This window comes from Micromonospora sp. NPDC048947 (genome assembly GCF_040649495.1).
Classification (GTDB): domain Bacteria; phylum Actinomycetota; class Actinomycetes; order Mycobacteriales; family Micromonosporaceae; genus Micromonospora; species Micromonospora alfalfae.
In genome coordinates, this window is record NZ_JBEZFO010000022.1 from 115,678 (window position 1) to 131,634 (window position 15,957).

At 73.2% G+C, this 15,957-nt stretch carries 13 protein-coding genes; 12 read left to right on the plus strand and 1 reads right to left on the minus strand.

All coding sequences use genetic code 11. The features are described from left to right. The first annotated feature begins 84 nt into the window (after positions 1 to 84). The 10 genes from deoC to AB0B98_RS27495 all read left to right on the plus strand — a co-directional run bounded on the left by deoC (position 85) and on the right by AB0B98_RS27495 (position 11,855). Entirely contained in the window at positions 85 to 1,044 is a 960-nt protein-coding gene (gene deoC, locus AB0B98_RS27450) for a deoxyribose-phosphate aldolase (RefSeq protein WP_357366368.1), read from the plus strand. 6 nt (positions 1,045 to 1,050) lie between these two features. Next, positions 1,051 to 2,481: an aldehyde dehydrogenase family protein gene (locus tag AB0B98_RS27455; RefSeq protein WP_357366370.1), complete on the plus strand. Its 1,431-nt coding sequence runs from the start codon at positions 1,051 to 1,053 to the stop codon at positions 2,479 to 2,481. Next, positions 2,474 to 3,298 (plus strand): aldehyde dehydrogenase family protein, encoded by an 825-nt coding sequence (locus AB0B98_RS27460; protein ID WP_210818811.1) that lies wholly within the window; start codon positions 2,474 to 2,476, stop codon positions 3,296 to 3,298. The genes AB0B98_RS27455 and AB0B98_RS27460 overlap by 8 nt, the downstream gene beginning before the upstream one ends. A 327-nt stretch (positions 3,299 to 3,625) precedes the next feature. Beyond that, positions 3,626 to 4,090 (plus strand): BlaI/MecI/CopY family transcriptional regulator, encoded by a 465-nt coding sequence (locus AB0B98_RS27465; RefSeq protein WP_357366373.1) that lies wholly within the window; start codon positions 3,626 to 3,628, stop codon positions 4,088 to 4,090. Positions 4,091 to 4,100: 10 nt separating this feature from the next. After that, positions 4,101 to 5,006, plus strand: a complete 906-nt coding sequence (locus AB0B98_RS27470) for a M56 family metallopeptidase (protein ID WP_357366375.1) — start codon at positions 4,101 to 4,103, stop codon at positions 5,004 to 5,006. A 374-nt stretch (positions 5,007 to 5,380) separates the two neighbouring features. Further along, the gene (locus AB0B98_RS27475; protein ID WP_357366377.1) at positions 5,381 to 6,634 is read left to right on the plus strand and encodes a cytochrome ubiquinol oxidase subunit I; all 1,254 of its coding nucleotides are present in this window, start codon (positions 5,381 to 5,383) and stop codon (positions 6,632 to 6,634) included. Between the two features lie 10 nt (positions 6,635 to 6,644). After that, on the plus strand, positions 6,645 to 7,652 hold the full coding sequence (locus AB0B98_RS27480; RefSeq protein ID WP_357366379.1) for a cytochrome d ubiquinol oxidase subunit II: 1,008 nt from the start codon (positions 6,645 to 6,647) through the stop codon (positions 7,650 to 7,652). Continuing rightward, positions 7,649 to 9,325 carry a thiol reductant ABC exporter subunit CydD gene (cydD, locus tag AB0B98_RS27485; protein ID WP_357366381.1) on the plus strand — a complete coding sequence of 559 codons (1,677 nt, stop codon included), beginning with the start codon at positions 7,649 to 7,651 and terminating at the stop codon, positions 9,323 to 9,325. Before AB0B98_RS27480 ends, cydD begins: the two co-directional genes overlap by 4 nt. Then, positions 9,322 to 11,112, plus strand: coding sequence for a thiol reductant ABC exporter subunit CydC (cydC, locus tag AB0B98_RS27490; RefSeq protein ID WP_357366383.1), 1,791 nt, complete (start codon positions 9,322 to 9,324; stop codon positions 11,110 to 11,112). Before cydD ends, cydC begins: the two co-directional genes overlap by 4 nt. 68 nt (positions 11,113 to 11,180) lie before the next feature. Further along, positions 11,181 to 11,855: a permease prefix domain 1-containing protein gene (locus tag AB0B98_RS27495; RefSeq protein ID WP_357366385.1), complete on the plus strand. Its 675-nt coding sequence runs from the start codon at positions 11,181 to 11,183 to the stop codon at positions 11,853 to 11,855. Positions 11,856 to 11,866: 11 nt separating this feature from the next. On the opposite strand, the gene AB0B98_RS27500 is transcribed toward AB0B98_RS27495, so the two are convergent. After that, positions 11,867 to 12,205, minus strand: coding sequence for a helix-turn-helix transcriptional regulator (locus tag AB0B98_RS27500; RefSeq protein WP_355428984.1), 339 nt, complete (start codon positions 12,203 to 12,205; stop codon positions 11,867 to 11,869). Between the two features lie 160 nt (positions 12,206 to 12,365). On the opposite strand from AB0B98_RS27500, the gene AB0B98_RS27505 reads away from it, so the two are divergent. After that, on the plus strand, positions 12,366 to 13,325 hold the full coding sequence (locus AB0B98_RS27505; RefSeq protein ID WP_357366387.1) for a DNA primase: 960 nt from the start codon (positions 12,366 to 12,368) through the stop codon (positions 13,323 to 13,325). A 39-nt stretch (positions 13,326 to 13,364) separates the two neighbouring features. After that, the gene (locus AB0B98_RS27510) at positions 13,365 to 15,812 is read left to right on the plus strand and encodes a transposase (RefSeq protein WP_357366399.1); all 2,448 of its coding nucleotides are present in this window, start codon (positions 13,365 to 13,367) and stop codon (positions 15,810 to 15,812) included. The last annotated feature ends 145 nt before the right edge of the window (positions 15,813 to 15,957 follow it).

The following is a 15,957-nucleotide window of genomic DNA, read 5'->3' on the forward strand; positions in this document are numbered from 1 at the left end:
GACCAGGGACGCCGCTCACGTCAGCACGTCATCGAGCGGTCGTGAGCAAGATCACTCGGCGGTCTCGTGCGTAGACTTCTCGGCATGACGGCGACAACGACGTCGGCCCGGTCGGAGCTCTCCGAGCTGGGACGATCCGAGACCGCTCTGCGGACCTTCCTGCACGGCCTGCCCGGCGTGGACCAGGTCGGCGCGGAGCAGCGGGCGGCACAGCTCGGCACCCGCTCCATCAAGACCACCGCCAAGGCCCAGGCGATCGACCTGGCGATCCGGATGGTCGACCTGACCACCCTGGAGGGGGCGGACACCCCGGGCAAGGTGCGCGCGCTCGCCGCGAAGGCCCTGCGTCCGGACCCGGCCGACCCGTCCTGCCCGCACGTCGGCGCGGTCTGCGTCTACCCGGCGATGGTCCCCTACGTGGCAGAGGTGCTGCGCGGATCCGACGTGCACCTGGCCAGCGTGGCGACAGCGTTCCCGTCGGGGCAGGCGCCCTTGGAGATCAAGCTGGCCGACACCCGGGCCGCCGTCGCGGCCGGCGCCGACGAGATCGACATGGTGATCAACCGGGGTGCGTTCCTGGCCGGGCGGTACAAGGAGGTCTACGACGAGATCGTGGCCACCAAGGAAGCCTCCGGGGATGCCCACCTCAAGGTGATCCTGGAGACCGGCGAGCTGGCCACCTACGACAACGTGCGGCGAGCCTCCTGGCTGGCCATGCTCGCCGGTGGCGACTTCATCAAGACCTCCACCGGCAAGGTCCCGATCGCGGCGACGATGCCGGTGAGCCTGGTGATGCTGGAAGCGGTCCGCGACTTCCGCGAAGCGACCGGGCGGCAGGTGGGCGTGAAGCCCGCCGGTGGCATCAAGACCACCAAGGACGCGATCAAGTACCTGGTGATGGTCAACGAGACCGTCGGCCCGGACTGGCTCGACCCGGACTGGTTCCGCTTCGGCGCGTCCAGCCTGCTCAACGACCTGCTGATGCAGCGCACCAAGCTGACGACCGGCACCTACTCCGGTCCCGACTACTTCACCCTGGACTGATAGCCGATGTTCGAATACGCCCCCGCCCCCGAGTCCCGCTCGGTGGTGGACCTCAAACCCTCGTACAGGCTGTTCATCGACGGTAAGTTCGTCGACCCGACCGACGGTGGCAGCTTCAAGTCGATCAACCCCGCCTCCGAGGAGGTGCTGGCCGAGATCGCCGAGGCCGGCGCCCAGGACGTGGAACGCGCGGTACGCGCGGCCCGCAAGGCGTACGACAAGGTCTGGGGCCCGATGCCGGGCCGCGACCGGGCGAAGTACCTGTACCGCATCGCCCGGCTGATCCAGGAACGCTCCCGTGAGCTGGCCGTCCTGGAGTCCCTCGACAACGGCAAGCCGATCCGCGAGTCCCGGGACGTCGACCTGCCGCTGGTCGCCGCGCACTTCTTCTACTACGCGGGCTGGGCCGACAAGCTGGAGCACGCCGGTTTCGGTGCCAACCCGCGGCCGGTCGGCGTAGCCGCGCAGGTCATCCCGTGGAACTTCCCGCTGCTCATGCTGGCCTGGAAGATCGCCCCGGCGCTCGCCGCGGGCAACACCGTGGTGCTGAAGCCCGCCGAGACCACCCCGCTGACCGCGCTGCTCTTCGCCGAGATCTGCCAGCAGGCCGAGCTGCCGGCCGGTGTGGTCAACATCCTCACCGGCGCCGGCGACACCGGCCGCGCGCTGGTCGAGCACGCCGGCGTGGACAAGGTCGCCTTCACCGGCTCCACCGACGTGGGCCGGGCCATCGCCCGGTCGGTGGCCGGCACCAGCAAGAAGCTCACCCTGGAGCTGGGCGGCAAGGCCGCCAACATCGTCTTCGACGACGCACCCATCGACCAGGCCGTCGAGGGCATCGTCAACGGCATCTTCTTCAACCAGGGGCACGTCTGCTGCGCCGGCTCCCGACTGCTGGTCCAGGAGAACGTGGCCGACCGGGTGCTGGAGTCGCTGAAGCGACGGATGGCTCAGCTGCGGGTCGGCGACCCGCTGGACAAGAACACCGACGTCGGCGCGATCAACTCGGCCGCCCAACTGGAGCGGATCCGCGAGCTGTCCGACGCCGGCTCGGCCGAGGGCGCCGAGCGCTGGTCACCGCCGTGTGACCTACCCGACCGGGGCTTCTGGTTCGCGCCGACGATCTTCACCGGCGTCACCCAGGCACACCGGATCGCCCGCGAGGAGATCTTCGGCCCGGTGCTGTCGGTGCTGACCTTCCGCACCCCGGCCGAGGCCGTGGAGAAGGCCAACAACACGCCGTACGGGCTGTCGGCCGGGATCTGGACCGACAAGGGTTCCCGGATCCTGTGGATGGCCGACCGGCTGCGCGCCGGCGTGGTCTGGGCCAACACGTTCAACAAGTTCGACCCCACCTCGCCGTTCGGTGGTTACAAGGAGTCGGGCTACGGTCGCGAGGGCGGCCGGCACGGGCTGGAGGGCTACCTCAATGTCTGAGCGGGTCGCGGTACGCAAGACGTACAAGCTCTTCATCGGCGGGAAGTTCCCGCGCAGCGAGTCGGGACGGTCGTATCTCGTGCAGTCCTCGAATGTGTCACTGGCCTCCCGCAAGGACGCCCGGGACGCGGTGGTCGCCGCCCGCGCCGCCGTCAAGGGCTGGGCCGGCGCGACAGCGTACAACCGGGGTCAGATCCTCTACCGGGCCGCCGAGATGCTGGAGGGCCGCCGCGAACAGTTCGTCGCCCTGGGCATCCCCGGCGACGAGGTGGACGCCGCCGTCGACCGCTGGGTCTGGTACGCCGGCTGGGCCGACAAACTGGCCCAGGTGTACGGCGGCGCCAACCCGGTCGCCGGCCCGTACTTCAACATCTCCGCGCCCGAGCCGACCGGTGTGGTCGCTGTTGTCGCCCCGGAGCGCCCGGCGCTGCTCGGCCTGGTCAGCGTGATCGCACCGGCGATCGTCACCGGCAACACGGTGGTGGTGGCGGCCTCCCCGAGTGAGCCGCTGGCGGCGGTGACGCTGGCCGAGGTGCTGGCCACCTCCGACCTGCCCGGCGGTGTGGTCAACATCCTCACCGGCGCGATCACCGAGACCGCACCGACGTTGGCCGCGCACATGGACGTCAACGCGATCGACCTGACCGGGGTCACCGACGCCGCGCTCGCCACCGACCTGGAGGTCAAGGCGGCGGAGAACCTCAAGCGGGTGCTCCGGCCGGCCCCGGCCGACCACGACTGGACCGCCGACCCGGGGGTGGCGCCGATGACCGCGCTGCTGGAGACGAAGACGGTCTGGCATCCCAAGGGGGTGTGATCGTTTTTTCTCGGCCTTTGGGGTTTTCCGGGGAGCCCCGCCCGCTCCGGGCGGTCAGGCTTGATCCCTCCGCGGGCGGGGCTCCCCGGAAAACCTGACGTGGGCCGGGTTCGTCGGTCGGGTCAGCTCACGGGCGCTGCCTTGGGTTGGGTTGCCAGTCTGCTGCCCCTCCCCGTGCCGCTCCGGCTTCAAGATCGCGCAGTTTCCTTGATGTAGTGGCTTCCTGGTGGCTGGAGGCCACTACATCGTTGTTTGTGGGGGATCTTGGCCGGGGCAGCGACCTGGTCGGGTCGGTCGGGGGTCTACTACCGGGGGTAGGATTGCGGTGTGACTCGGTTGGGCGATCTTGAGCGTGCGGTGATGGATGTGCTGTGGGACGTGGTTCCCGGCACGTCGGACGGGGTGACCGTGCGCGAGGTGGCCGACGCGCTCGATGGTCGTGAGCTGGCGTACACCACCGTGATGACAGTGCTGGACCGGCTCGCCGGCAAGGGCATGGTGCAACGGGAGCGGGAGGGGCGGGCCTGGCGGTACCGTCCGGCGGCCAGCCGCGAGGCGCACATCGCTCAACTCATGCTCGACGCCCTCGACCTGGGTGGCAGCCGGGACGCCGCGCTGGTGCGCTTCGCCCGCTCGGTGACCGGCACCGAGGCCGAGGTGCTGCGAGCGGCCCTGGGCAGCGAGGCCGGCCTGACCGGGCCGGGCTCCACCAGCGGCGAGGCCGACGCCCTGACCGACCGGGTGGACGGGCCGGCGGGCCGACGACCCGCCGGCGAGGCAGCGGAGCGGTAGGGCGCGCGCCATGGCCTACGCCGTGCACTTCGCCGCCACGATGCTGGCCTGCTATCTGACCGCCCAGGTGTTGGCCCGCTCCACCTGGACGTGGCGCAGCCCTCGGGTGGCGATCATCTGCTGGCAGGCCGTCGGGCTGGCGTTGGGCCTCTCGGCGATGGGCCTGCCGATGGCGCTCGGGTTGAGCGCGTACGACAGGCCGACCGGTAGCGCACTGCTCGCCCTGGCCAACGACCTCGCCCACGGCACCCTGCCGATCGGGGTGGGCACGTTCCACCTGGCCGGCGTCGGCGTGGGCTTCGGCATCGGGGCGGTGCTGGTCACGACAACGGTGCGCAGCATCCACGGCACCGTACGCGCCCAGCGTCGCCACCGGGACCTGCTGTCCCTGGTCGCCCGGAACGACCCGGCCGCGCCAGGCGCGCTGGTGTTGGATCATCCGAGCGCCGCCGCGTACTGCCTGCCGGGTGTGAAGCCGCAGGTGGTGGTCAGCGCCGGCACCCTGAGCCTGTTGGACCGGGCCGAGCTGGCCGCGGTGCTCAGCCATGAGCGTGCGCACGCCCACGAGCGGCACGATCTGGTGCTGCTGCCGTTCACAGCGCTGTGCCGGGCGCTGCCGTGGTTCGGCTGGGTGCGCGACGCGCACGAGCGGGTCGCCCTGCTGGTCGAGATGCGCGCCGACGACAAGGCCCGCGAGCTGCACGCCGACGCCCCGCTGGCGGGGGCGCTACGCCGGTTCGCCGCCGCCGGGCACCGGATCACCCCGGCCGGCGCGCTCGGCATGGGCGACCGGGATCTCGACGTACGGGTGCAGCGCCTGCTGGTCAGCGACCGGCCGCCCCGGGTTCTCGGTGCCACCGCCCTCGCGGTCGCCACCACCCTGGTCGCCCTCCCGGTCACCCTCTTCCTGAGCTGACGCCCCCAAGGCGGCGCTGAGCCCACGCCGCAGAACGGCGCGCAGGGCGCTGCCCTGCGGCCCGAGCCCCGCACCGCGCACCGCGCGGAGGGCGCTGCCCGCGGCCCGCGGCCCCCACGCGCCCCCGCACCGCGCCCTTACGCCCCGCGCCCGCCCCCCGCACGCCCGGCACCCCCTCGCAAGATCGCGCTCGATCCAGGATCGAGGGGCATGCCGGGGCCGCGAGACCACTACATCCAGGAACGAGCGCGATCTCGCTCTACTACTACGTGACGTAGTACCGTTGCCTACGACAGCGCGTAGTAGGCGGACATGTAGCGATGCTACGTGTAGGGTGGCTACGACAAGGGAGCCAACGCTATGGAGGGCTGGTCATGGACACCCTGCTCCTCGCCCGCCTACAGTTCGCCACCACCACCTCGATCCACTTCCTGTTCGTGGTCGTCACGCTCGGGCTGGTCACCCTGCTGGTCGGCATGCAGACCGCGTGGGTGCTCACCGGCAACCCGAAGTGGGAGCGGCTGACCCGCTACTGGGGCCAGCTCTACGTGATCAACTACGTGCTCGGCATCGCCACCGGAATCGTGATGGAGTTCCAGTTCGGGCTGAACTGGAGTGGCCTGTCGCGCTACGTCGGCAACGTCTTCGGCGCACCCCTGGCCATCGAGACGCTTGTGGCGTTCTTCCTGGAGTCCACGTTCCTCGGAATGTGGATCTTCGGCTGGCACCGGCTCGGAAAGGGCGTCCACCTCGCGCTGCTGTGGGGCGTGGCGATCACCGCGTACGCCTCGGCGTTCTGGATCATGGTGGCCAACTCCTGGCTCCAGAATCCCGTCGGCTACGAGGTCCGCGACGGAATCGCCCACCTCACCGACTTCGGCGCGCTGCTCACCAACCCCAGCCTCGGCATGGCCTTCGGGCACGTGGTCTCGGCGGCGCTGCTGGTCGGCGGGATGCTGATGGCGGCGGTCAGCGCCGGGCACCTGATCCGGCGTACCCCGGACTTCGCGCTCTTCCGCACCTCGCTGCGGATCGGCCTGGTCACCGCGGCACTGGCCGTCACGATGGTGCAGGGCTTCGGTTTCGCCCAGTTCGGCCCGGTGGGCGCGGTGCAGCCGACCAAGTTCGGCGGCGACGGCCCGGAGAGCCAGGCGCTGATCGCCGAATGGACCACGCGGTTCGGCCCCGGCGACTACACCCCGCCGGTGCTCGCCAGCGTCGGGTTGGGCTTCATGATCCTGATCGGTTTCACCCTCGGCTGCGTCTGGCTGCTGCTGCCCCTGCTCTTCCGGGACTGGGTCATCCGACTGCGCTTCCCGCTCTGGTTGATCCTGCTCGCCCTGCCGCTGCCGTTCATCGCGGTGATCCTCGGCTGGATCTCCCGGGAGGTCGGCCGTCAACCCTGGGTGGCGTACGGGCTGCTCCCCACCGAGCAGGCCGTCTCCCCGGTCAGCGCACCGCTGATGCTCACCTCGCTGATCGGGTTCAGCCTGCTGCTGGGCACTCTCGCCGTCACCAACTGGGTGCTGCTCGCCCGGCACGCCAGGCGCGGCGCGGCCGACCCGGCGCTCGGCCGCCCACCGGCACCGTCCAGCGAGCCGGCCCACCCCGAACCCGCCCTCCTCTGAGGAGTAGACAGTGGACCTCGCCTGGTACGCAGCGCTCGGCCTCTTCTTCGCCAGCTACCTCGTGCTCGCCGGCTACGACTACGGCGTCGGGCTGCTGCTCGCCCGCGGCGTCGGTCCGGCGGGGCGGCGGGAGGCGCTCACCGCGCTCGGCCCGTTCTTCCTCGGCAACGAGGTCTGGCTGGTGGCCGCCATGGGCATCCTCTTCGGCGCGTTCCCCCTCCTGGAGGGCGAGTTGCTCGCCGGCTGCTATCCGGCCGTCGCCGGTGCCCTGGTCGGCGTCATCCTGGTCACCGTCGGGGTGCAACTGCGCAGTCGACCCGACGACGAGCGGATCCGGGCCCGCTGGGACCGCGTCGTGGTGATCGGCAGCGCCCTCGCTGCGCTGGGCTGGGGTGTGCTGTTCGCCGCGCTGTTGCAGGGTGTGCCCCTCCAGGCCGACGGGCACGTCGCCGGGGTGACGCACCTGGCCACCCCGTTCGCGGCCGCCGCCGGGCTGGCCATGGTCGCCCTGGTCGCGGTGCACGGGGCGACCTTCCTCACAGTGCGCCTGCCCGCCGAGGCCGCCGCCGTGGTCGGCCGGACCGCCCGCCGGCTGGTGCCGGTGGCGCTCACCACGGTCGCCCTGGCCACCGTCGTGGGCCTGCTCTCCGCCCGGGTACGCGACGCGGTGCAGCGTCCGGCGGTGGCCGTACTCCTGCCGGTGCTGCTCGTGGCGGCGCTGCTGGCGGCCCGCGCGGCGCTCGCCCGGCGGCGGCCAGGGTGGGCTCTGGTCGCCACCGGCGCGGCCCTGGCGCTGCCGGTGCTGCTGGTCGGAGCCGCCCTCTGGCCCTACGTGCTGGTGTCCACGACCGACCCGGACGCCTCGCTGCGGGTGGCCGACGCCGCCGCCAGCGCGCCGACACTGCGGCTGCTGGGCTGGGTGGCGCTGCCGCTACTTCCGGCCCTACTAGGCTTCCAGGCGATGTGCTGGTGGGTTTTCCGAGGACGGACCGACGGTAGGGCACCGGTGTACTGGTGAGCCGCCGTCCGTTCGACAGGCGTCTGCTGCGCCGGGTCCCTGCGGCCCGGGGCGATCTTGCCGTGCTCGCGCTCCTGGGGGTGCTGGCCGCCGGGTTGATCGTCGCGCAGGCCACAGCGCTCGCGTCGCTGCTGGCCACCGCGATCGACGGTCGGCTGGATCGACCGGCGCTGGCCGGCTTCGTGGTAGCTGTCGCCGCCCGCTCTGCACTGGTCTGGGCGCAGGGCACGGTCTCGGCGCGGGTCGCCGCCACGGTCAAGGCCACGCTGCGGGCCGACCTGCTCGGCGCTGTGGGCCGGCACGGGCCCGGGTGGGTGGCCGGGCAGCGGGCCGGTGAGATCGCCACCCTGGCCGGGCGTGGGTTGGACGCGCTGGACGCGTACTTCACCGGGTACCTGCCGCAACTGGTGCTCAGCGTGACGGTGCCCCTCGCGGTGCTGGCGCGGGTCGTCTTCGCCGACTGGAGTTCGGCGGTGATCATCGCCCTGACCCTGCCGCTGATCCCGGTCTTCGGTGCGTTGCTCGGCTGGCAGGCGCAGGCCGCCACCGAGCGGCAGTGGCGACGGCTCGCGCTGCTCGGCGGGCACTTCCTGGACATGGTCGCCGGGCTGCCCACGCTGCGCGCGTTCGGACGGGCCCGGGCGCAGACCGACGTGGTACGCCGGATGGCCGACGGTCACCGCGTCGCCACAATGAAGACGCTGCGGATCGCGTTCCTCTCCGCGCTGGTCCTCGAACTGGTCGCCACCCTCTCGGTGGCGCTGGTGGCGGTGCCGGTCGGCATCCGCCTGCTCGGCGGTGGGCTGGCCCTGCAGACCGCGCTGCTGGTGCTGCTGCTGACGCCGGAGGCGTACCTGCCGTTGCGGGCCGCCGGCAGCCGCTTCCACGCCAGCATGGAGGGGCTGGCCGCGCTGGACGAGGCGTTGACAGTCTCCGCCGCGCCCACAGCGCCCCGGGCCGCCGAGGGCGCCTCCGTCCCGGACGCGCGGGCCGTGATCCGGTTCGAGGGGGTCACAGTGGCGTACGAGCGGACCACCGCGCTGCGCGACGTGACACTGACCATCAGGCCCGGTGAGCGGATAGCCATCATCGGGCCCAGTGGCGCCGGCAAGAGCACGCTGCTCGGCCTGCTGCTGGGTTTCGTGGCACCGACCAGCGGGCGGATCACCGTGGACGGGGTCGACCTCGCCACCGCCGACCCGGACGCCTGGCGCCGGCAGCTCGCCTGGGTGCCGCAGCGGGCCCACCTCTTCGCCGCCTCGCTGGCCGAGAACATCCGCCTCGGCGCGCCGGACACCGCGGCCGACGTACTCACCGCCGCGGTGCACGACGCCGCCCTGGACGACGTGGTGGCCGGCCTGCCCGACGGCCTGGACACGCTGCTCGGTGAGCGCGGTCACGGGCTGTCCAGTGGGCAGCGGCAGCGGGTCGCACTGGCCCGGGCGTTCCTGCGCTCCGCCCCGGTGGTGCTGCTCGACGAACCCACCGCCCGACTCGACACGGCAGCCGAGGCGGTGGTGCTCGACGCCACCCGTCGACTGGTCGCCGGGCGGACGGCGCTGCTGGTCGCGCACCGACCGGCGTTGCTGGCCGACGCCGACCGGATCCTGCGCATCGAGGACGGTCGGGTCACCGAGTTGACGCCCGAACCGACTCAGAAGGCCGCCCGATGACCGCCGAACACGGGCCGGCGGTGGTGGCCGACGCGGCACCGGCCGGGCGGGCCGCCGCCGAGCGGGCCGTGCTGCGACTGGCCCGGCCGTACCTGGGCCGCCTGGTCGGAGCCGGGCTGCTGGCAGCCGCCACCGAGTTCGCCGGCCTGGCCCTGATGGCCACCGCCACCTGGCTGCTGATGAGCGCCGCCGGTCAGCCTCCACTGGACCGCCTCACCGTGGCGATCGTCGCGGTCCGGGCGCTGGCGATCAGCCGGGGCGTGTTCCGCTACACCGAACGGCTCGCCGGGCACGACGCGGTGCTCCGCATGATCACCGACGTCCGGGCCCGGGTCTTCGCCACCCTGGCGGCCCGCCGTGGCACGGCGCACCGCTCGGGGGACGTGCTGAGCCGACTGGTCTCCGACGTGGAGGCCGTCCAGGACCTGCTGCTGCGGGTGCTGGTGCCCGCTTCGGCGGCGGCGGTGGTCGGTGTGTCCGCGGTCGCCGTGGCGGCGCTGATCTCACCACCGGCCGCCGGGACGCTCGCCGTCGGGCTGCTGGTCGCCGGGGTGGCGCTGCCCGCGTTGGCCACCGCGGTCACCCGCCGCAGCGCGGCCGAGGTGGCCCCCCTGCGGGGCGCGCTGGCCACCGACGCGATCGACCTCACCCACGGCGCGGCCGACCTGGCCGCGTTCGGGGCGACCGACGTCACGCTGCGCGCCGCCGAGCAGCGCGCCCACCGGCTGGCCCGGCTGGAACGTCGGCTGGCCGCCACCGGGTTCGCAGTGGACGCGGCCGGCGTGCTGGCCGCCGGCGTGACCGCCGCAGCGGTGGTGCTGGTCGCGCTCGCCGCCGACGTGTCGGGGGTGCTGGTGGGCGTCCTGGCCGTCGGCACACTGGCCGCCGTCGAGGTGACGCTGGCGTTGGTCGCGGCGGCCCGGCAGTGGACGCAGCTTCGGCCCGGCCTGACCCGGGTGGCCGACCTGCTCGACGCCGACCCGCCGGCCGCGCCGCCGGCGACCGGTCCAACGGACCTGACCGGCCCGCACGAGCTGCGCTTCGTCGACGTGACAGTGCGGTACCGCTCCGGTGCGGCGCCCGCCCTGGACGGGGTCAGCCTGGACCTGCCGGCGGGACGCCGGATCGCCGTCGTCGGCCCGAGCGGCGCCGGCAAGAGCACACTGGCCGCCGTGCTGACCGGCACCGTCCGGCCCGCGTCCGGCCGGGTCACCCTGGACGGTGACGACCTCTCGGCGTACGCCGAGGAAGCGCTGCCGCGCGCTGTCGGCGGGCTGCTGGCCGAGGCGTACGTCTTCCATGCCACGGTGCGGGAGAACCTGCTGCTCGGGCGGGCCGGAGCAGGCGAGGAGGAGCTGACCGCGGCCACCGCCGCCGCCGGCCTGCTGGACTGGGTCCACGCTCAGCCGGCGGGCTGGGACACGCTGGTCGGCGAGGAGGGCGGGCAGCTCTCCGGCGGGCAGCGGCAGCGGCTGGCGCTCGCCCGGGCCCTGCTCGCCTCGCCGCCGGTGCTGGTGCTCGACGAGCCCACCGAAGGTCTTGACCCGGCCGCCGCGGACGCGGTGCTCGCGTCCGCCCTGGCCGCCACCCCCGCCGGGCACTCGGTGCTGCTGATCAGCCACCGGCTCAGCGGGTTGGCCGAGCTGGACGAGATAGTGGTCCTGGACGGCGGTCGGGTGATCCAGCGCGGTCGGCACGCCGAGTTGGTAGCGGCCCCGGGCTGGTACCGGGACCAGTGGCTGCTCCAGGCCGCTGCCGAACGGGGTTACCTGGCGCTCGCCCCCTGATCCGCCTCGGGGGCGGACCAGGGTTCTCCCGGACGTCGACCGGCCGGAGTCCGTGGCACTGTGGTGCCATGCGGCGCGGTGAGGACGTGATGGTCGACGAGCACCTGCGGAAGCTGGCAGCTCGGTTGCAGGGGCCGGCGCGACTCAAGTCCGACCTGCTGACCGAGGCCCGGCACGGGTTGCTGGACGCCGTCGAGGCGTACCGCGAGAGCGGGGTGCCACCCACCGAGGCGCAGCGCCGGGCGGTGGTCGAGTTCGGCTCACCGGCGCAGGTGCTCCCGTCCTGGCAGGCCGAGCTGGCGGTGGGCGCTTTGCGTGGGCTCTCTCTGCGGATGCTGGCGATCGCCGGGGTCGGGGTCGTCGCCGGTGATCTGACCTGGCGCGGGGCGAGCTGGAGCGACGGCCCCCGTCCGCCGGCCGGTTACCTGCTGCTCTCCAACTCGGTCGACTGGATCTGGATGAGCACGCTGCTGCTCGCCGTGGTCGGTCTGCTTGTGGTCCGGGCCAGCGCCCGTTCGCCCCGGCCGGGCCTGGCTCTGGCCCAGCGTGCGGTGGGCACCGGTCTGACCGGCCTGCTGGTCCTCGGCATAGTGACCGGCGGCGCCCTCTTCACCTGGTCGCTGAACCTCTGGGACGCTGCGCTGCACTGGCCCCCGATGATCATCGGCGCCGTGTTGGTGGGCGGCGCCTACTTCTCGCTCACCCGCGCGGCGCGCGGCTGGCTGCTGGCCACCACCCGCTGATCGGCTGCGGTTCAGGCCGGGCTGGGCGGGCTGCCCGGGTCGAGGAACCGGCCGACAGTCAGTTGGAACTCGCGCCAACCGGCCCGCTCCCCCGCCAGCGCCCGCCGGCCGGAGTCGGTGAGCTGGTACGTCCGCCGTTCCCGGCCGCTGACAGTGCTCCAGGTGCTCGCCACGTGACCGGCGCGTTCCAGGCGACGGAGCGCCGGATAGATGGTGCCGGTGGGCAGATCCAGACTGCCGTCACTGCGGGCGCGCAGCGCCTCGATGATCGCGTAGCCGTGCAGCGCGCCCTGTTCGAGCACGGCGAGCAGCAGAGCGTCGAGATGGCCGTGCAGCGCCTGGGCCTTCATACGTAGCTACGCTACTTGTCGAACCGTTACTTCGCCAGCGGCGACGACCAGCAGGTCGGACCCGTGCGCCAACCGGCCACCGGGGTGCGGGCATCGGTCACCCAGGGCCGCCGACTAGGGTATGTGCCCAGAGTCACTCGCCGGTCAGAGACCCCGGTGGGTGGGCAACCCGAAGCACACGGAGGTCAGCGTGGCCCGCCAGTCGCCCCAACGGCCCGACGCCGACGAGCCCGAGCTCGACGACACCACCGGCGCGGCCGAGCCAGACGAGACCGAGACCGACCGCCCGTCGGCGTCGATCGACCGCTCACTCTGGGACGAGCTGCGTATCGACCCAGTGGAGATCGCCCTGCCCGCCGGCACCGGCTTCACGCTTCGGGCGTACCGGCCGGCCAGCTCGCTGACTCCCACCGACGTGACCGAGCGCGACCAGGATGACCCGTTCCTCGCCCGCCGCCAGGCCGTCGAGGAGGAGGAGGACGACGAGACCGTCGTCATCCTCGACGAGGAGCTGGCCCAGGAGTTCGCCGACGAGGACGACGAGTCGACGCGCCGCCGGGACGGCGCCGCCACCGACACCGACGACGAGACCGACAACGAGTCGGACGAGGCCGTCGCGGACGAGGCGGACGACGAGGAGGTGCCGGTCTTCCTCAGCAACCAAGGCAAGCTGCTGCTGTTCAAGACCCCCGAGTCGCTTGTCAGTTTCATCCGATCCGGTGCGCCCAACGATCTGTCCCAACTGGACAGCTGGAATGAATTGTCCGAACGGGTGGAGCCGGCAGATATCGCTCCGCTCGACGAGGACACCTACGAACTCGACCTGGTCGTGGAGAACCTGCGCGGCGGGCACGACACCTGGGATTCGACCCTGCTGATCGAGGCGGGCGAGGCCGCGCGTGACCTCTCGTACGCATTGCGGCTGCCTGCGGTACTCGACATGCTCTCCGCCGGCTCCAGCCTCGACGACCTGGACGAGGCTCTGCGTGGCACCGCCAACGGTGGGATCGGCGCGTTCATGGCCCGGCGACGGCTGAAGAAGATCGGGGCGCAGACCGCGAGTTTGGGTTGGCGCACCATTGTCGGCAAGATCTCTGCGGTGGTGGACTGGCGCGACTGACCCGTACCGGGGAGCATCAGTTGCTGGCAGAGGAAAGACCTGTCCCGGGAGGAGGACGACGCCGTGGCGCTCGTGCGCGTTTACTGCGGTCTGGCCTCGGCGGATCCGGCTGACCGACCGGCCTCCGCCGGTTCGACGCTGACGTCCGCTGTGGTCGACGACGCAGGCCGTCTGCTGCATGTCTGCGAGATCAGCGATGACGCCGCTGGCTACGCCCAGCTCGTCGCGCTGCTCGTGGAGCGGTCGGGCGGGCCGAGCGGTGCGGCCATCGCCGCCGACAGCGACGACCACACGGTCACCTCGCTGCTGAGCGCGGCGGGGCGGCCCCTGGCGATCGCCGACGACGACTCGGTGGACGACTTCGCCGAGCGGTTCGCCGACGACGACTCCCTTGAGGAGATGCAGTCACCTCCGGCCGAACGACGGGCGGTCGGCCTCGCCCGCGCGTTGCAGGCGGGGGCGCTCTCCGCCGTCACCCTGCCGGCGCCCCGGGACCTCGCCGGATACAAGCAGGTGCTCTCCGCGCACGCCGCGCTGGCCAGTGGCCGGCACTCCGCCGCCGTGGCGCTGCGCGAGGTTCTGCGTGAGCTCTACCCGGCGGCCCTGCGCGCCTACCCGGACCCGGCCGAGCCGGTCTCTCTGGCCGTGCTGGACGCCCTGCCCGAGCCGGGCATGCTCGGCGGCACCGTGGCCCGGGGTCGCGAGGTGTCGGTAGCGGCGGATGCCATCGCGGCGCACCTCGCCGCGGACGGGGTCGCCGATGCCGAGGAGATCAACGAGGCGGTCACCGCCCTGCGGGTCGCCATCTCCGAGACACCCCGACGTGCCTCGGTCAACCGGGCGCTCACGTCCGCTGTGGCCGAGACAGTCCGTCAGGCCGTCGCCTCCGTGCGGGCCTGCGACGCCGGGTGTGAGGCGCTGGTCAGCGCGCTCAGCTCGCGGGTCAGCACGCCTGCCCAGGCACCCGGCCGCCGGGCCGCGGCGCGCCGCGGCGAGTCCGTCGGCGAATTGACCGGCCTGGCCGGCACCAACGCCGGGTTGACCGGCCTCGCCGGCACCAACGCCGGGTTGCGGTCGGTGCGACCCACCCCGCCAGCCGCCGACCCGGCACCCGCCGGCGGGCGGCGCAGCCGTCCCGAGCCGGTCCCCGGTAACGCGCCGTTGGCGTCGCCCCGCCCGCTCGGGCCGCCGCCGGTCGCCCCCGCGCCGGTCACGCCGCCGCCGGTCGCACCCGCGCCGATGACTCCGGCGGCGATGGCTGGCCCGCCGCAGTCCACGCTGCCCAGTCGCGGCGAGCCGCTTCCCAGCCGGATCGACGGCCCGACCAACCGGCCGGTCTCCTCGCCGCCGCCTCCGCCGCCCGGGATCACCCCGATCGCGCCGGCGCAGCGTGGCATGGTGCCGCCGGCCGAGGCCGGTGAGCCGTTCCGGCCGACGCTGACCACTGCCGCGATCAACAACGCGCGGGCCGAGCGGCAGCGGACGGTCATTCCGCCCCGCCCCAAGACCAACGGCGAGCCCCGGCCGAGTCACCTGCAACGCCCTCCGGTCGACGAGCCACCCACCGGCGGGTTCAGCGCTACCGATCTCAGCATTCCGGTGCCGACCCCCCGTCCGGGTCAGGAGGCCGCACCGCCCGGCTCCCGGGCGAACTGGCCGCTGGTGAACAACCCGGAGGACCCGTCCGACAGCTCACCGAACAACCCGGTGGCCTACTCGTACGGCGGCAGCCGAGGTGTCGACGCCCCGACCGACCCGGGTCGGGCCGACGGTCGGGTCACCCCGCCGTGGCTGGCGGACGACCTGCCACCGGAGCCGCCGATGCTGCGGCTGGTGGAGCCGCCGCCGCTGGCCGACCGGGCGCTGCGCGAGGGGCTCACCCCTCCCGCGGACCAGCACCTGGAGACGCCGCCGCTGCGCCTGGTCGACCGCGAGCAGGCCGCTCGCAACGGTCGGGCGGCCGCCCGCACCGAGCGCGCCGCCGAGCACCGGCCGGCGCCCCCTGTCGAGCACCGGCCGCCGCCCATGGAGCACCGGCCGCCGCCGGTCGCCGACGAGGGCGACGGTGATCTGCTGATCTTCGCGCAGGCCAAGTCGGCCTGGTTCGTCGGGCAGGCCGAGGAGTCCGACCTGGACTGGTCGACCACCGCCGACACAGGATGGCAGGCCGCGGAGCAGGCGGCCCGCCCGGCGGTGGGCGCCGAGACCAACGCCGGGCTGCCGAAGCGCGTGCCGCAGGCCAACCTGGTGCCGGGTTCGCCGCTGCGCGAGGAGCGCCCATTGCGGATAGTGCGTGATGCGGCAAGCCTCGCGGAGAACACCACCGGCTACTTCCGTGGCTGGCGTCGCGGCCAGGAGATCGGCGGTTTCGCGGTGGGTGGTCGGCCCGGTCGCGAGGCGGCCGGCGGTTGGGACTTCAGCCGCGACCACGGGGACCGCGACGACGACCGGGAGTACGAGTACCGCTCGGCGGGCTACCAGTCCTGACCCCCCTTCTCACACGCGGAAGCGGCCCCCCCCCCCGGGCGGGGGGGGGGTGCGCGGCAGCCGAGGGAAGGCCCGGGCACCCCGAAGCCCCCCCCCCCGGACCGGGGGGGGGGGCTGCCCCCCCAGGGGGGGGACCACATCAACG